General features: G+C 70.7%; 13 protein-coding genes. 11 read left to right on the top strand and 2 right to left on the bottom strand.

Annotated elements, in window-relative coordinates:
- Nucleotides 1–84: 84 nt before the first annotated feature.
- From ruvC to DLJ59_RS32365, 8 genes are all read left to right on the top strand, one after another.
- Entirely contained in the window at nucleotides 85–612 is a 528-nt protein-coding gene (gene ruvC, locus DLJ59_RS32400; protein ID WP_124777804.1) for a crossover junction endodeoxyribonuclease RuvC, read from the top strand.
- Nucleotides 609–1211 carry a Holliday junction branch migration protein RuvA gene (gene ruvA, locus DLJ59_RS32395; RefSeq protein ID WP_124777802.1) on the top strand — a complete coding sequence of 201 codons (603 nt, stop codon included), beginning with the start codon at nucleotides 609–611 and terminating at the stop codon, nucleotides 1209–1211. The genes ruvC and ruvA overlap by 4 nt, the downstream gene beginning before the upstream one ends.
- Nucleotides 1208–2275, top strand: a complete 1068-nt coding sequence (gene ruvB, locus DLJ59_RS32390; RefSeq protein WP_124777800.1) for a Holliday junction branch migration DNA helicase RuvB — start codon at nucleotides 1208–1210, stop codon at nucleotides 2273–2275. The genes ruvA and ruvB overlap by 4 nt, the downstream gene beginning before the upstream one ends.
- Before the next feature lie 122 nt (nucleotides 2276–2397).
- On the top strand, nucleotides 2398–2754 hold the full coding sequence (yajC, locus tag DLJ59_RS32385) for a preprotein translocase subunit YajC (protein WP_124777798.1): 357 nt from the start codon (nucleotides 2398–2400) through the stop codon (nucleotides 2752–2754).
- 277 nt (nucleotides 2755–3031) lie between these two features.
- A complete protein-coding gene (gene secD, locus DLJ59_RS32380; RefSeq protein WP_208648908.1) occupies nucleotides 3032–4936 on the top strand; it encodes a protein translocase subunit SecD in 1905 nt (634 codons plus the stop codon).
- A 1-nt stretch (nucleotide 4937) separates the two neighbouring features.
- On the top strand, nucleotides 4938–6134 hold the full coding sequence (gene secF / locus DLJ59_RS32375; protein ID WP_124777796.1) for a protein translocase subunit SecF: 1197 nt from the start codon (nucleotides 4938–4940) through the stop codon (nucleotides 6132–6134).
- Between the two features lie 78 nt (nucleotides 6135–6212).
- Nucleotides 6213–6779, top strand: a complete 567-nt coding sequence (locus DLJ59_RS32370; protein ID WP_124777794.1) for an adenine phosphoribosyltransferase — start codon at nucleotides 6213–6215, stop codon at nucleotides 6777–6779.
- A gap of 197 nt (nucleotides 6780–6976) precedes the next feature.
- Nucleotides 6977–9499, top strand: coding sequence for a RelA/SpoT family protein (locus DLJ59_RS32365; RefSeq protein WP_124777792.1), 2523 nt, complete (start codon nucleotides 6977–6979; stop codon nucleotides 9497–9499).
- Nucleotides 9500–9566: 67 nt separating this feature from the next.
- Here DLJ59_RS32365 and DLJ59_RS32360 read toward each other — a convergent pair whose 3' ends face one another.
- Nucleotides 9567–10406, bottom strand: coding sequence for a peptidylprolyl isomerase (locus DLJ59_RS32360; RefSeq protein ID WP_124777790.1), 840 nt, complete (start codon nucleotides 10404–10406; stop codon nucleotides 9567–9569).
- Nucleotides 10407–10465: 59 nt separating this feature from the next.
- Nucleotides 10466–11338, bottom strand: coding sequence for a peptidylprolyl isomerase (locus DLJ59_RS32355; protein ID WP_124777788.1), 873 nt, complete (start codon nucleotides 11336–11338; stop codon nucleotides 10466–10468).
- Between the two features lie 270 nt (nucleotides 11339–11608).
- Here DLJ59_RS32355 and DLJ59_RS32350 point away from each other — a divergent pair, with 270 nt between their 5' ends.
- The 3 genes from DLJ59_RS32350 (at nucleotide 11609) to DLJ59_RS32340 (ending at nucleotide 14734) form a co-directional block, all read left to right on the top strand.
- Entirely contained in the window at nucleotides 11609–12319 is a 711-nt protein-coding gene (locus DLJ59_RS32350) for an MBL fold metallo-hydrolase (RefSeq protein WP_124777786.1), read from the top strand.
- Between the two features lie 73 nt (nucleotides 12320–12392).
- Nucleotides 12393–13721, top strand: coding sequence for a histidine--tRNA ligase (gene hisS / locus DLJ59_RS32345; RefSeq protein WP_124777784.1), 1329 nt, complete (start codon nucleotides 12393–12395; stop codon nucleotides 13719–13721).
- Nucleotides 13722–13792: 71 nt separating this feature from the next.
- The gene (locus tag DLJ59_RS32340; protein ID WP_208648907.1) at nucleotides 13793–14734 is read left to right on the top strand and encodes an acyl-ACP desaturase; all 942 of its coding nucleotides are present in this window, start codon (nucleotides 13793–13795) and stop codon (nucleotides 14732–14734) included.
- The last annotated feature ends 19 nt before the right edge of the window (nucleotides 14735–14753 follow it).

The following is a 14753-nucleotide window of genomic DNA, read 5'->3' as shown; positions in this document are numbered from 1 at the left end:
AGGGCGTGTCCCGTGGGGCTGGTGGGAAGAGCGCCGGTTAGGGTGTCGAACACACGTACTGCTGACGGCTGGGGAGGGGGCGGCGTGCGCGTGCTCGGTGTGGACCCGGGGTTGACCCGGTGTGGGGTCGGCGTGGTCGAGGGTGTGCCCGGCCGGCCCTGCACGCTGGTCGCCTACTACGTGGTCTACACCGACCCGGCCGACGACCTGGCGCTGCGCCTGCTGCACCTGGACCGGTCGCTGACCGAACTGGTGGCCAAGCATGAACCGGAGAGTGTCGCCGTCGAGCGGGTGTTCAGCCAGCACAACGTCCGCACGGTGATGGGCACCGCGCAGGCCAGTGGCATCGCCGTGCTGGCCGGGGCGCGGGCCGGGCTGCCGGTGCAGACGTACACCCCGAGCGAGGTGAAGGCGGCCGTGACCGGGTCCGGTCAGGCCGACAAGGCGCAGATGACCGCGATGGTGACCCGGCTGTTGCGGCTGGCCGAGCCGCCGAAGCCGGCGGACGCCGCCGACGCGCTGGCCCTGGCCATCTGCCACGTGTGGCGCGGCGGGACCCGCTCGAAGCTGGCCGCGGCGGCCGACCGGGCACGACGAGGAGGAACGCGATGATCGCCAGCGTGCGCGGCACGGTGACCGCGACGGGTCCGGACCAGGCCGTGATCGAGGTCGGCGGGGTCGGGCTCGCCGTGCACTGCGCCCCGGGGACCCTCGCGGAGCTGCGGGTCGGCCAGGTCGCCCGGCTCGCCACCAGCCTGATCGTGCGGGAAGATTCGCTGACCCTCTACGGCTTCGCCGACGACGACGCCAAGTCGCTGTTCGAGCTGCTCCAGACCGCCAGTGGGGTCGGCCCGCGGCTGGCCCAGGCGGTGCTGGCGGTGCACAGCCCGGACGCGGTACGCAAGGCGATAGCCAACGCCGACACGGCCGCCCTGACCCGGGTGCCCGGGATCGGCAAGAAGGGTGCCGAACGCCTGGTGCTGGAGCTGCGCGACCGGATCGGCCCGGTGCCGATCGGCGCCGACGGGGCCGCCGGCGTGACCCGCGGCAGCTGGCCGGACCAGGTCCGGCAGGCGCTGGTGGGGCTCGGCTGGACGGCCGGTCAGGCCGATCAGGCGGTGGCCGCTGTGGCGGAGTCGATCGAGGGCGAGACCCCGCCGGTGCCGGTGCTGCTCAAGCAGGCCATCCGACTGCTGGGTCGGACCCGATGAGCGAGACCGAGGGGCTCGTCTCGGCGTACGTCAGCGACGCCGACCGGGACGCGGAGGCCACGGTGCGGCCGAGGCGGCTGGCCGAGTTCATCGCCCAGGACCGGGTCCGCGACCAGCTCGACCTGTTGTTGCAGGGCGCCATGCGGCGGGGGTCTCCGCCGGATCACATCCTGCTCTCCGGCCCACCAGGGTTGGGTAAGACGAGCCTGGCCAACATCGTCGCCGCCGAGCTGGGCGCGGGTATCCGCGTGACCAGCGGCCCGGCGATCGAGCGTTCCGGTGATCTGGCGGCGATCCTGACCAGCCTCGCCGAGGGTGACGTGCTCTTCATCGACGAGATCCATCGGATCGCGCGGCCGGCCGAGGAGCTGCTGTACAGCGCGATGGAGGACTTCCGGGTCGACGTGGTGGTGGGCAAGGGTCCGGGGGCGACGGCGATCCCGTTGGACGTCGAGCCGTTCACCCTGGTCGGCGCGACGACCCGGTCGGGTCTGTTGACCGGGCCGATGCGGGACCGGTTCGGTTTCGTCGCGCATCTCGACTTCTACGCCCCGGCGGATCTGGAGACGCTGCTGCACCGTTCGGCGCGGATCCTGGGGGTGCCGATCACCGCCGAGGGCGCGACCGAGATCGCCGGCCGGTCCCGGGGCACGCCACGGATCGCCAACAGGTTGCTGCGTCGGGTCCGCGACTACGCCGAGGTCCGGGCGGACGGGGTGGTCGATCTCGACACCGCCCGCGCCGCCCTGATCGTGTACGACGTGGACGCGCTCGGCCTGGACCGGCTGGACCGGGCGGTCCTGACCGCGTTGGTCGACTCGTTCCGGGGTGGCCCGGTCGGGTTGTCCACCCTGGCTGTGGCGGTGGGGGAGCAGCCGGACACGGTCGAGGAGGTCTGCGAGCCGTTCCTGGTGCGAGCTGGGCTGTTGGCGCGTACGCCCAGGGGGCGGGTGGCGACCGAGGCCGCCTGGCGGCATCTGGGGCGCACGCCACCAAATGGTACATTTGGTGCAGATAGTCCGCCCGCGCCCGACTTGTTCTCCTTGGACGTCGATCAGCCGTGATGTGACCGTGATCTGTGCCGCATTCGGCGTTCCCAGGTGCAGGGTTTAGACTTCGCCGCGGTCTCTACAGGACGTGAGAATCCGCCTCCGCTCCGGCACCCACGGTGCCGGGCAGGCGGCCAATGGGAAGGTCAGTAACCGTGCATTTGGCAGCAGCGGGTGGTGGGGCCGGCAGTTTCACGCCGATCCTGATGATCGCCCTGCTCTTCGGCGTCATGTACTTCATGATGATCCGGCCCCAGCAGAAGCGTCGCCGCGAGGCGGAGTCGATGCAGTCCAATCTCGGCCCCGGCGACGAGGTCGTGACCATCGGTGGGCTCTACGGCACGGTCACCGGCATCGAGGACGACACCGTCCTGATCGAGGTCGCACCGGGCGTGCAGACCCGCTACGCCCGCCCGGCCATCGCGCGGGTGGTCACCCGCGCGGAGCTGCCGAGCGAGCCGGTCACCGAGGACGCGGACACCGCCAAGGACTGACGCCTCCCTCGGGAGCGGCGAGTCCGGCGTACGGCCGGTCGACCCGGCTTCCGGGTCGTCGCATCCCGACGGGGCAGCGGACAAGACGTGAAAACTGGATAGTTGGGTCGACGCCGGGCGTTGACACGTTCCCGTGACCGTCGGCGTTCCGCGCCGGCGCGCCCGGTCCTCGTGTCGGCATCTCGTCGGCTCAAGGCAGACCCGTCGGGCGGAACCCCCGGCCCGACACCGCCGCCGCTGCGACAGCGGCGCGACCGTACAGGGAGACAGGACAGCCGTGGCACCACCTCAGGGACAGATGCGCCCCGGGCGGCAGCTCGCCGTGCTCGGGTTCATCTTCGTGGTCCTCTATCTTTTGGTGTTCTTCGCCGGCGCCAGCGGCAGCTGGAAGGATCGGCTCGAGCCCAAGCTCGGCCTGGACCTCATCGGCGGCACGCGGGTGACACTGGAGGCGACCAACAGCGTCGACGGCAAGCCCCCGACGGCGGAGAACCTCGAGGAGGCCCGCGAGATCATCGAGAGCCGGGTCAACGCGTTCGGCGTGGCCGAGGCCGAGGTGGTCACCGAGGGCAACCGCAACATCGTCATCTCCCTGCCCGGTGAGAACCGTAACCTCGACGACGTCGGCGAAGCGGCTGAGCTGCGTTTCCGCAAGGTGCTCAAGGCCGCCTCCGGCAGCGGTGTGGCCGAGGCGCCGCCCGCCGTCACGCCGACCCCGTCCGGTAGCGCCGCCCCGACCGGCAGCGCGACCCCGTCCGGTGCCGCGACCCCGACCCCCACGGGCAGCGCCTCGCCGAAGGTGACCTCGTCACCCAGCGGTGGTCAGGGCGGAATGGCCCCGGCGTCCCCCAGTGCCACGCCGACTCCCTCCGCGTCCGCCGCCGCCACGCCGACCGCCAGCTCCGAGCCGGTGCCGGCCAGCGTCGAGGAGCAGCGCAAGGTCGTCGAGCAGAAGGTCGGCGCCGCCGCGTGGCAGGCCGCCAACGGGCTGCAGGCCCCGGCCGACCTGAGCGCCGACCCGTCGCTGGCCGACAAGCTCAAGCCGTTCGGCACGCTGTCTCCGCAGGAGGTCGCGGTGCTGCCGGCGCAGATGCAGTTCAACGTGCCGACGATCAGCTGCGCGCAGCTCGACCAGCGCCCACCGGCGTCGATCTCGGACCCGAAGCAGCAGGTGGTGTCCTGCGAGGACGGCGCTTCGAAGTACCTGCTCGACCAGGCCAAGGTGTTGGGCACCGACGTGTCCGACGCCGACGCGGTGCTCGACCAGACCAACGCCTGGGTGGTCAGCCTGGACTTCAACAAAGACGGTCAGGGCAAGTGGACCTCGCTGACCCGTGAGGCGTTCAACAACGAGGGCCAGGCCTGCGACGCGACCGCGTTGGGCCAGGACGGCAAGTGCCGGGTGGCCGTCGTGCTGGACAACAAGATCGTCTCCTCCCCGGAGATCCAGGGCGTGCTGACCGGCAACTCCCAGATCACCGGCAACTTCAACCAGAAGGACGCCAGCACCCTTGCCGGTCAGCTGCGCTACGGCGCGCTGCCGGTGACCTTCGAGCAGCAGGAAGCGCAGAACGTCACCGCCACGCTGGGCGCCAGCCACCTGCGTGCCGGTCTGCTCGCGGCCGGTATCGGCATGCTGCTGGTCATCATCTACGCGTTCTTCTACTACCGCCTGCTCGGTTCGGTGATCTTCCTGAGCCTGATCCTCTCCGCGCTGCTGGTCTTCGGCGCGCTGGTGGTGCTCGGCCGGCAGATCGGCTTCACGCTCACCCTCGCCGGCATCGCCGGCATGATCGTCTCGCTCGGTGTGGCGGCGGACTCGTTCGTCATCTACTTCGAACGGTTGAAGGACGAGATCCGGGAGGGGCGCAGCCCGCGTAGCGCGGTGCCACGTGCCTGGATCCGTGCCCGTCGCACGATCATTTCGGCCAACGCGATCACCCTGCTCTCCGCGGTGGTGCTCTACGTGGTCTCGGTCGGCACGGTCAAGGGCTTCGCGTTCGCCCTCGGCCTGGCCACCGTGCTGGACCTGGTCGTGGTCTTCCTCTTCCGGCACCCGATCATGACGATGTTCGCCCGGACCCGGGCGTTCCTGTCCCCGCGGGTCAGCGGTCTGGGCCGGGCACTTCCGGCCCGCAACCAGCCGACTCAGCCCCGCAACCCGCGCGCCAAGGAGGCCTGAGATGGCTGAAAACGGTCTGGCGAGCCGCCTCTACAACGGCGAGGCCGGTCTCAACATCGTCGGCCGGCGCAAGCTCTGGTTCGGCGTCGCCGGGGTCCTGATCCTGATCGCGATCCTCAGCTTCTCGATTCGTGGCTTCAGCCTGGGCATCGAGTTCGCCGGCGGCAACTCGTTCCAGGTGCCGGCCAGCGTCGGCACCCTGGACGACGCCGAGCGGGAGGTGAACTCGGCCCTCGCCGCCCAGAACACCGGCGTCGAGGTGGCCACCACGCAGAAGGTCGGCGGCCCGGGCGGCGACTCCTACGAGCTGCGCACGCCGCAGCTCAACGCCGAGCAGGCCACCGCGGTCAAGGCCCAGATCGCCGAGGACCTCGGCATCAACGTCGACCAGATCAGCAGCAACCAGGTCAGTGAGGCGTGGGGCAGCCAGGTCACCGAGCGGGCCGTGCTCGGTCTGATCATCTTCATCGCGCTGGTGATGGTCTACCTGATCCTGCGCTTCGAGTGGCGGATGGCCGTGGCCGCGGTCGCCTCGCTGATCACGAACCTGATCCTCACCGCCGGCATCTACTCGCTGGTCGGCTTCGAGGTCACCCCGTCGACGATCATCGGCTTCCTCACCATCCTGGGCTTCGCGCTCTACGACGTGGTGGTGGTCTTCGACAAGGTCCAGGAGAACACCCGGGGCATCACCGCCAACAACAACCAGACGTACGGCGAGGCGGCCAACCTGGCTATCAACCAGAGCCTGATGCGGTCGTTGAACACCTCAGTGGTCGCCCTGCTGCCGGTCGGCGGTCTGCTCTTCATCGGAGCCGGCCTGCTCGGCGCCGGCACGTTGAAGGACCTCGGTCTGGTGCTGTTCGTCGGTATGGCGGTGGCGTTCCTGACCTCCATCCTGGTGGCCACCCCGCTGCTGGCGCTGCTGAAGAACTACGACCCGCGGATCCAGGCGCACAACAAGCGCGTCCTGACCCGGCGGGGCGGGGCCGCCCGCGGCGAGGTCACCGGTAGGGGCGCCGCGAGTCCGGCCGCGCAGGCCGCCGCGACCGACGAGCCGGTCGACCAGGACGCCGCCGCGCTGGCCGGTGCCGCCCCCAAGGTGGGCGCTCGGCCGGCGGGCAAGCGGCCCACCGGTGCCCGGGGCGGTCGCCCGGGTGGCGGCGGTAACCGGCCGGGTGGCGCGAAGCGGCGCTGACCCGACAGGAGACACCCGAACGGCGTCCGGCATGCTGTTGCCGGACGCCGTTCGTCGTCGAAGGAGAGCGAAACAGCCGTGACGGAGACCCACAGCACCGCAGCGCGCGGGGACAGTGGCCCGGAGGCCGCCCGACTGGTCGCCAGTCGGGTGCTGGACGTGCCCGACTTTCCCAAGCCCGGCGTCATGTTCAAGGACCTGATGCCACTCTTCGCCGACGGCAAGGTCTTCCGTGAGGTGATCGACGGGATCGTCGCCTACCACGGGCGGGACACCTTCGACGCGGTCGTCGGCATCGAGGCGCGCGGGTTCGTCGTCGCGGCGGCCATCGCGTACGCGACCGGGGTGGGCGTGGTGCCGGTGCGCAAGGCCGGCAAGCTGCCCCGCCCGGCGCACTCGGTCTCCTACGCGCTGGAGTACGGCGAGGCGACGCTCGAAGTGCACGAGGACGCCTTCACGGCCGGGCACCGGGTGCTGGTGGTCGATGACGTGCTCGCCACCGGTGGCACCGCCGAGGCGACGTTGGACCTGGTCGAGCGGGCCGGTGGGACCGTCGCCGGCTTCACCGTGCTGCTGGAGCTCGGCTTCCTGGGTGGGCGTGAGCGACTGGCGCCGCGTCCCGTCCACGCTCTGCTGACCGTTTGAGCCGGTCGATACCCTGCTGACCGTTTGATCCTGGCCCTGTCGGAAGGACCCGGCGCCGACCGTCCGGCGGAGCGGCAGGGGACCGTCCGTGCGGGTAGCATTGCCCTTTGCTGACGCCGGCGGTACCCCGTCCGGCGGGCGAGACCAGGTCGGCCGATCTTCGGCCGGCGTGTTTCCGGCGAGCGGTGAGGAGGCCGGTGTCCCACGATGTCGTCCCTCCGGCGGAGGGCACGGTGCACCCGACAGGCGACACTGACGGCTCGGTGACCGACCGGACAGGCGACGCGCCGTCCCGGGTGACGGGCACCGGCAACGGCTCCGGCAGGGCTTCCGGTGAGAGCCCGGTGCGTCCGACCAGCGGCCCGCCGAGCGCCGAGGCGTCCCCGGGCGCCGACGGTGTCGTGGTGCCGTTCCCGAGCGACGCCGGCATCGACGTGTCGCCCAGCGGCGGCTTCGGCCTGTCCAACGCGCCCACCGGCCGGCGGGTCCGGGCCCGACTGGCCCGGTTCAACGCGCCCTGGCAGACCTCTCAGGTCAGCGAGGTGCTGGAGCCGCTCATCGCGAGCCACCGGGACAACCACCCCAAGGCGGACGCCCGGCTGCTCCAGCGCGCCTTCGACACGGCCGCCCGCTGGCACTCCGGGCAGTACCGCAAGTCCGGTGACCCCTACATCACCCACCCCCTCGCCGTGGCGACGATCCTCGGCAACCTGGGGATGGACACCACCACGCTGGTCGCCGCGCTGCTGCACGACACCATCGAGGACACCGAGTACACCCTCGACCAGATGCGGGCCGACTTCGGTGGCGAGGTCGCCCTCCTGGTCGACGGTGTCACCAAGCTCGACAAGGTCAAGCTGGGCGACGCGGCCAAGGCCGAGACGATCCGCAAGATGGTCGTGGCCATGGCCAAGGACCCGCGGGTGCTGGTGATCAAGCTGGCCGACCGGCTGCACAACATGCGTACCCTGACCTTCCTGCCCCGCCCCAAGCAGGAGCAGAAGGCCAAGGAGACGCTGGAGATCCTGGCGCCGCTGGCGCACCGGCTCGGTATGAACACGATCAAGTGGGAGCTGGAGGATCTGTCCTTCGGCACGCTCTTCCCGAAGCGCTACGAGGAGATCAACCGGCTGATCGGGGAGCACCAGCCGCAGCGCGAGGCGCTGCTGCGGCAGGTGACGCAGAAGGTGCAGACCGACCTGAAGGCCGCCAAGATCAAGGCGGAGACGACCGGTCGGCCGAAGCACCTCTACTCGATCTACCAGAAGATGATCGTGCGGGGTCGCGACTTCAACGACATCTACGATCTGGTCGGCGTGCGCATCCTGGTCGACACGGTTCGGGACTGCTACGCGGCGCTGGGTGTGATCCACGCCAACTGGCAGCCGGTGCCGGGCCGGTTCAAGGACTACATCGCCATGCCCAAGTTCAACATGTACCAGTCGTTGCACACGACGGTCATCGGGCCCACCGGCAAGCCGGTGGAGATGCAGATCCGCACGTACGCGATGCACCGCACCGCGGAGTTCGGCATCGCCGCGCACTGGAAGTACAAGGAGCACAAGGGCACCCAGATCGTCGGCCCGCCGGCGCACATCGACGAGATGACCTGGCTGCGGCAGCTGCTCGACTGGCAGCGTGAGGCGGCCGACCCGAGCGAGTTCCTGGACGCGCTGCGCTTCGACCTGTCCAGCCAGGAGGTGTACGTCTTCACCCCGAAGGGTGACGTCATCCCGCTGCCGACCGGGTCGACGCCTGTGGACTTCGCGTACGCGGTGCACACCGAGGTGGGGCACAAGTGCATCGGGGCGCGGGTCAACGGCAAGTTGGTGCCGCTGGAGTCGACGCTGTCCAACGGCGACGTGATCGAGATCTTCACGTCGAAGTCCGAGACGGCCGGCCCGACTCAGGACTGGCTCGGCTTCGTCAAGAGCCCGCGCGCCCGGACGAAGATCCGGCAGTACTTCAACAAGGAGCGCCGCGAGGAGGCGATCGAGGCCGGCAAGGACGCGATCGTCAAGGCGATGCGCAAGCAGGGCATGCCGTTGCAGCGGATGCTCACCTCCGACGCGCTGATGTCGATCGCCCGCGACCTGCACCTGGCCGACGTGGCCTCGCTCTACGCGGCGGTCGGCGACAGCCAGGTCTCCGCGCAGTCGGTGGTGCAGAAGCTGATGGCCGCGTACGGCGGCGAGGAGGGCGCGGCGGAGGACATCGCCGAGACCGCCGTCGCCACCCGGCCGCCACGCAGCCGGCAGAGCAGCAGTGACCCGGGGGTGGTGGTCCGGGGCGTCAGCGACGTCTGGATCAAGCTGGCCCGCTGCTGCACCCCGGTCCCACCGGACTCGGTGTTCGGCTTCGTCACCCGCTCCGGTGGGGTGAGCGTGCACCGCGACGACTGCGCCAACGCCGAGGACCTGCGCGCGCAGAGCGAGCGGGTCGTCGAGGTGAGTTGGAAGCTCACCTCCGCCTCGACGTTCCTGGTCGCCATCCAGGTTGAGGCTCTGGACCGGCACAAGCTGCTGGCCGACGTCACCCGGGTGCTCTCCGACGAGCGGGTCAACATCCTCTCCGCCACCGTCACCACCACCCGCGACCGGGTGGCGGTGAGCCGGTTCAGCTTCGAGATGGCCGACCCGAAGCACCTGGGCCACCTGCTGGCCACGGTCCGCAAGGTCGACGGCGTCTTCGACGCCTACCGGGTCACCTCCGGCGCCTGACGCCGTACCCCGGACACGACAGCGCCCGCCGGCTCGGCCGGCGGGCGCTGTGTCGTCTGCGCGGGTGTCAGCCCTGCGGCGCGCTCATCGTGAGGTCCTTGATGATGACCTCCTTCTTCGGGTGGCCGCCGCCGGCCTGCTGGGCGAACGCCCCGTCGTCGCCGGCCGCGGCCACATCCTTGACCAGGTCCAGGCCGCCGGTGATGGTGCCCAGCACGGTGTACGCCGGGTCCAGCGGCGAGTCGCCGTAGACGATGAAGAACTGGCTGCCGGTGCTGCCCGGCTGGCCCGAGTTGGCCATCGCGATGACACCCTCCGGGTACGGCGGGCGCTTGTCGGTGGGCAGGTTCTCCTCGGGCAGCCGGTAGCTCGGGCCGCCCTGGCCGTCGGTGTCCCGCCAGCCGTTGCCGGTGGCGCTGGGGTCACCACACTGCAACACCTTGATGCCCTCGGTCACCAGACGGTGGCACTTGGTGTTGTCGAAGAAGTTCTTCTCCGCGAGGTAGGTGAAGCTGCCCGCCGTGCACGGCACCAGCGACCGGTCGATCTTGGCGGTGATCGGGCCGAGGTTGGTGTCCATCGTCATGGTCTGCACGCCGGTGCCGGACTGCTGGTTGCTCGGCACCCCCACATCCTTGATCTGCGGGGGCCGCTGCTCGGTGGGCAGCGCGTTGTACACGCACTCGGACGCGCCGGGCGCCGCGGTGGTGGTGCCCGGCTTGTCGTCGTCGCCGCCGAGGCTCACCGCCAGCCAGACGGTGCCGGCGACCACGAGCACCAGCGCGGCACCCGCGCTGACGATCGCCGTCGTCTGCCGGCGCTTGCGGGCCTTGGCCGCGCGCTCGGCCATCTCCTTCTCGAGCCGGGCGCGTGCCGCCGCGCGCTGCCGCTCTCTGGTGGACGTCACGCCTGGATCCTCCTGGCTGTCTGCTGCTGAGTGCCGCTTAGGTGGGTGGTGGCGCCCGGTCAGCCGGCGCTCGGGCTGCTGGCCGGGGTGCCGGAGGCCGACGGCGCCGGTGCCGCAGCGGTGACCGGCTCACCGACCGTGAGGCTCTGAATCGTCACATCGGTGCTGGGCTTGACCTTCGCCCCGGTCCCATTGTCCACGGTCGGGAGGGCGCCGATCTTCTCCACCACGTCCAGCCCGCCGGTCACCCGGCCGATGACCGGGTACTTCGGCTCGGCGGTGGTGAAGTCCTTGAAGAAGATCAGGAACTGGCTGCCGTTGCTGCCCGGCGGGTTGGAGACCATCGCCACCGTGCCCTTCGGGTACGTCGGCGGCTGGTCGGGGGCCGGGCTGGCCGACGGCGCGGTCGGGAGCTCCTCGTCGTAGAACGAGTAGGTCGGCCCACCGAGACCCGTGCCGCTGGGGTCGCCACAGCGCAGCGCGCCCTCGGCGGTGATCTCGTGGCACTTGGTGTTGTCGTAGAACGACCGGCTCGCCAGGTGGGCGATGCTCGCCGCCGCGCACGGGGAGTTCGTCAGGTTCAGCTCAGCGGTGATCGGTGCGCCCTGGTTGGTGGTCACCGTCATCGCCCGGGTGCCGTCGGTGGGCAGGTCCTTGGTGGCCGGCGTGCCGACGTCCTTGAGGTTGGTGTTGGCCGTCGCGTCCTGCGGCGTCCAGAGGCAGGTGTCCTGCGCTGCCGTGTTCTGCTTCGGGTCCGAGTCGAACGCCCCGAGCGCCCAGGCCGAGCCGGCCACGACCAACACGAGGATCAGAGCGGCGCCGACTCCGGCCTGGATCTGCCGTCGGCGTCGTGTAGCGGCAGCCCGGCGAGCCAACTGCCGGTCGAGCTTGGCCCGTGCCAGTTTGCGCTGCCGGTCCCTGCTGGAAGCCACCCGTGCTCCCCTTTCCTCTACCTGGTCGTCGCCGGCGGCCGGTCGCCCCGGCCCGTCCGGGCGTCACGTGTGCCGCGCCACACGCCCGCCAGAGTGTACGGCTAGTGACTGGGAATGTGGTGTACGAGGTCCACCCCGTCCCGAGCAGCGCTTATCGGAGGTCGTCACTGTGCCCCGCGGGGCGGGTGGGACGGACGCGGCAAACTCGCTGAGCGCGCCCGATAGGCTGCTGGGCAGGACGACAGCTGCTCGACGGAAAGGACAGCGCCCGTGCTCGTGGCCGGCTTTCCCGCGGACGCCTTCGGCACCAACTGCTACGTGGTTGCCACCGCGCCGGGGGAGCAGTGCGTGGTGGTCGACCCCGGCATCGGGGTGCTCGACCAGCTCGACGCCCTGCTCGCCGAGCACCGCCTGCATCCGGCCGCCGTGCTGCTCACCCACGGCCACCTCGACCACACCTTCTCGGTCGCGCCGGTCTGCGGTGCGCGCGGCATCACCGCCTACGTGCACCCCAATGACTGGGAGATGCTGGCCGACCCGTCCAAGGGCCTCTCGGCCGACCTGACAGCGCTCTTCGGTGGCCGGCTGAGCTACACCGAGCCGGATGACGTGGCGGAGCTGACCGACGGCGCCACCCTCACGCTCGCCGGCCTGGAGATCGCCGTCGACCACGCCCCCGGCCATACCGGCGGGTCGGTGCTGTTCCGGCTGCCGGGCGCCGGGTCGAGCTGGGAGGCGGACGAGCTGTGCCTCTCCGGTGACGTCCTCTTCGCCGGGTCGATCGGCCGCACCGACCTGCCGGGCGGGAGCACGCCAGCAATGCTCAGCAGCCTGCGCGACAAGATCCTCCCGCTGGCCGACGACACCGTCGTGCTGCCCGGCCACGGCCCCAGCACCACCATCGGCCGCGAGCGCGCCAGCAACCCGTACCTCATCGAGGTGGCTGGCACGTCGCCGGCCGCTCCCACCCGGGGCCTCTAGATCTTTGTCCGCGCCGCGCGCGGACCCACGACACCACCGCGCCACCGGGCGCGGAACCGCAAGGAGTACGCCGATGAGCAAGCCCACGCCCATCTCCGGCTTCCCGGAGTGGACCCCCGGTCAGCGGATGATCGAGCAGTTCGTGCTCGACAAGATCCGGGCCACCTTCGAGCTGTACGGCTTCGCGCCGCTGGAGACCCGCGCCGTGGAGCCGCTGGACCAGCTGCTGCGCAAGGGCGAGACCTCGAAGGAGGTCTACGTGATCCGGCGGCTGCACGCCGACGCGGAGGGCTCCGGTGGTGACGACCAGCTCGGGCTGCACTTCGACCTGACCGTGCCGTTCGCCCGGTACGTGCTGGAGAACGCCGGCAAGCTGAGCTTCCCGTTCCGCCGCTACCAGATCCAGAAGGTGTGGCGGGGTGAGCGGCCGCAGGAGGGCCGCTACCGGGAGTTCGTCCAGGCCGACATCGACATCGTCGACCGGGACACCCTGGCCGCGCACCACGAGGCGGAGATGCCGCTGGTGATCGGGGACGCGCTGCGCTCGTTGCCGATTCCGCCGGTGACGATCCAGGTCAACAACCGCAAGGTCAGCGAGGGTTTCTACCGGGGTGTCGGGCTGACCGACCCGGAGGCCGCGCTGCGCGCCGTGGACAAGCTCGACAAGATCGGTCCGGCGAAGGTGGCCGAGCTGCTCGCCCAGACCGCCGGTGCGAGTGAGGCACAGGCCAAGGCGTGCCTGGCACTGGCCGAGATCTCCGCCCCGGACGCGTCGTTCGCCGACGCCGTCCGGGCGCTCGGGGTGAGCGACCCGCTGCTCGACGAGGGCATCGAGGAACTGATCCGGGTGGTGGAGACCGCAGCCGAGCACTCGCCCGGCCTCTGCGTGGCGGACCTGCGCATCGCCCGTGGCCTGGATTACTACACCGGCACCGTCTACGAGACCCAGCTGCGCGGCTACGAGCGTTTCGGCTCGATCTGTTCCGGCGGCCGGTACGACAACCTGGCCAGCGCCGGCGCTGTCTCGTACCCGGGGGTGGGGATCTCGATCGGGGTGACCCGGCTGCTCGGGTTGCTCTTCGGGGCGGGGGAGCTGTCGGTGTCGCGGGAGGTGCCGACCGCCGTGCTCGTTGCGGTGACCAGTGAGGAGCGGCGTACGGCCAGCAACCGGGTGGCGGAGGCGCTGCGGCGGCGCGGGGTGCCGACCGAGGTGTCGCCGAGCGCGGCGAAGTTCGGCAAGCAGATCCGCTACGCCGAGCGGCGCGGCATCCCGTACGTCTGGTTCCCCGGTGCCGAGGGAGCGCCGGACGAGGTGAAGGACATCCGCTCCGGTGAGCAGGTCACGGCCGGTGCCCAGGAGTGGATGCCGCCCCTGGTGGACCTCAAGCCGGCGGTCAGTTGAGTGCCCCCACTGGCGCTAACGGCCACGGGGACCTACGGTAGCGTAAGTTACGCCACCGTAGGGAGTTTCTCGTGACCGTGAGCACCACGCTGAGTCAGACCGCACTGCTCGTCGAGTTGGAGCCGGTTGTCGCGCGCAACCTGGACCGGCACCTCTCGCTCGCCAAGGAGTGGTTCCCGCACGAGTACGTGCCGTGGAGCGAAGGGCGGACCTTCGACGGGCCGCTCGGCGGCGAGGCGTGGTCACCGACCGACTCCACCATCCCGGACGTGGCCCGCACCGCGCTGATCGTGAACCTGCTGACCGAGGACAACCTGCCCTCGTACCACCACGAGATCGCCACCCTGTTCGGCCGGGACGGCGCGTGGGGCACCTGGGTGCACCGGTGGACCGCCGAGGAGGGCCGGCACGGCGTCGCGATCCGCGACTACCTGACCGTCACCCGGGCGGTCGACCCGGTGGCGTTGGAGCGGGCCCGGATGACGCACATGTCGGAGGGCTACACCAACGCCCACGGCGACGAGGTGCTGCACTCCCTGGCGTACGTCTCGTTCCAGGAGCTGGCCACCCGGATCTCGCACCGCAACACCGGCAAGGCCACCGGCGACCCGGCCTGCGAGGCGCTGCTGGCCCGGGTGGCCGCCGACGAGAACCTGCACATGGTCTTCTACCGCAACCTGCTCGCGGCCGCGTTCGAGCTGGCCCCGAGCCAGGCCATGCGCGCCGTCGCCGACGTGGTGGCCGACTTCCAGATGCCGGGCAACGGCATCGACGGGTTCGCCCGCAAGTCGGTGGCGATCGCCCTGGCCGGCATCTACGACCTGCGCCAGCACCGCGACGAGGTGCTGCAGCCGGTGCTGCGCCAGTGGGACGTCTTCAACGTGACCGGCCTCAACGCCGACGGCGAAGCCGCCCGCGAGCAGCTCGCCGCCCAGTTGGAGGAACTGGACCGCGCCGCGAGCCGCTTCGAAGAGAAGCGCGACGCCCGAGCCGCCCGCCTAGCCCTCCGCTAAACCCCACCCACCCCTCCCA

Source organism: Micromonospora inaquosa (genome assembly GCF_003857055.1).
In the GTDB taxonomy this organism is placed as follows: Bacteria; Actinomycetota; Actinomycetes; order Mycobacteriales; family Micromonosporaceae; genus Micromonospora; species Micromonospora inaquosa.
This window is presented reverse-complemented; position numbering and strand designations above follow the sequence as displayed.

What these genes read in the sequence shown, in the direction of transcription:
- ruvA (WP_124777802.1), top strand. Translation starts at nt 609, where the DNA reads ATGATCGCCAGCGTGCGCGGCACGGTGACCGCGACGGGTCCGGACCAG.
- ruvB (WP_124777800.1), top strand. Translation starts at nt 1,208, where the DNA reads ATGAGCGAGACCGAGGGGCTCGTCTCGGCGTACGTCAGCGACGCCGAC.
- yajC (WP_124777798.1), top strand. Translation starts at nt 2,398, where the DNA reads ATGGGAAGGTCAGTAACCGTGCATTTGGCAGCAGCGGGTGGTGGGGCC.
- secF (WP_124777796.1), top strand. Translation starts at nt 4,938, where the DNA reads ATGGCTGAAAACGGTCTGGCGAGCCGCCTCTACAACGGCGAGGCCGGT.
- hisS (WP_124777784.1), top strand. Translation starts at nt 12,393, where the DNA reads ATGAGCAAGCCCACGCCCATCTCCGGCTTCCCGGAGTGGACCCCCGGT.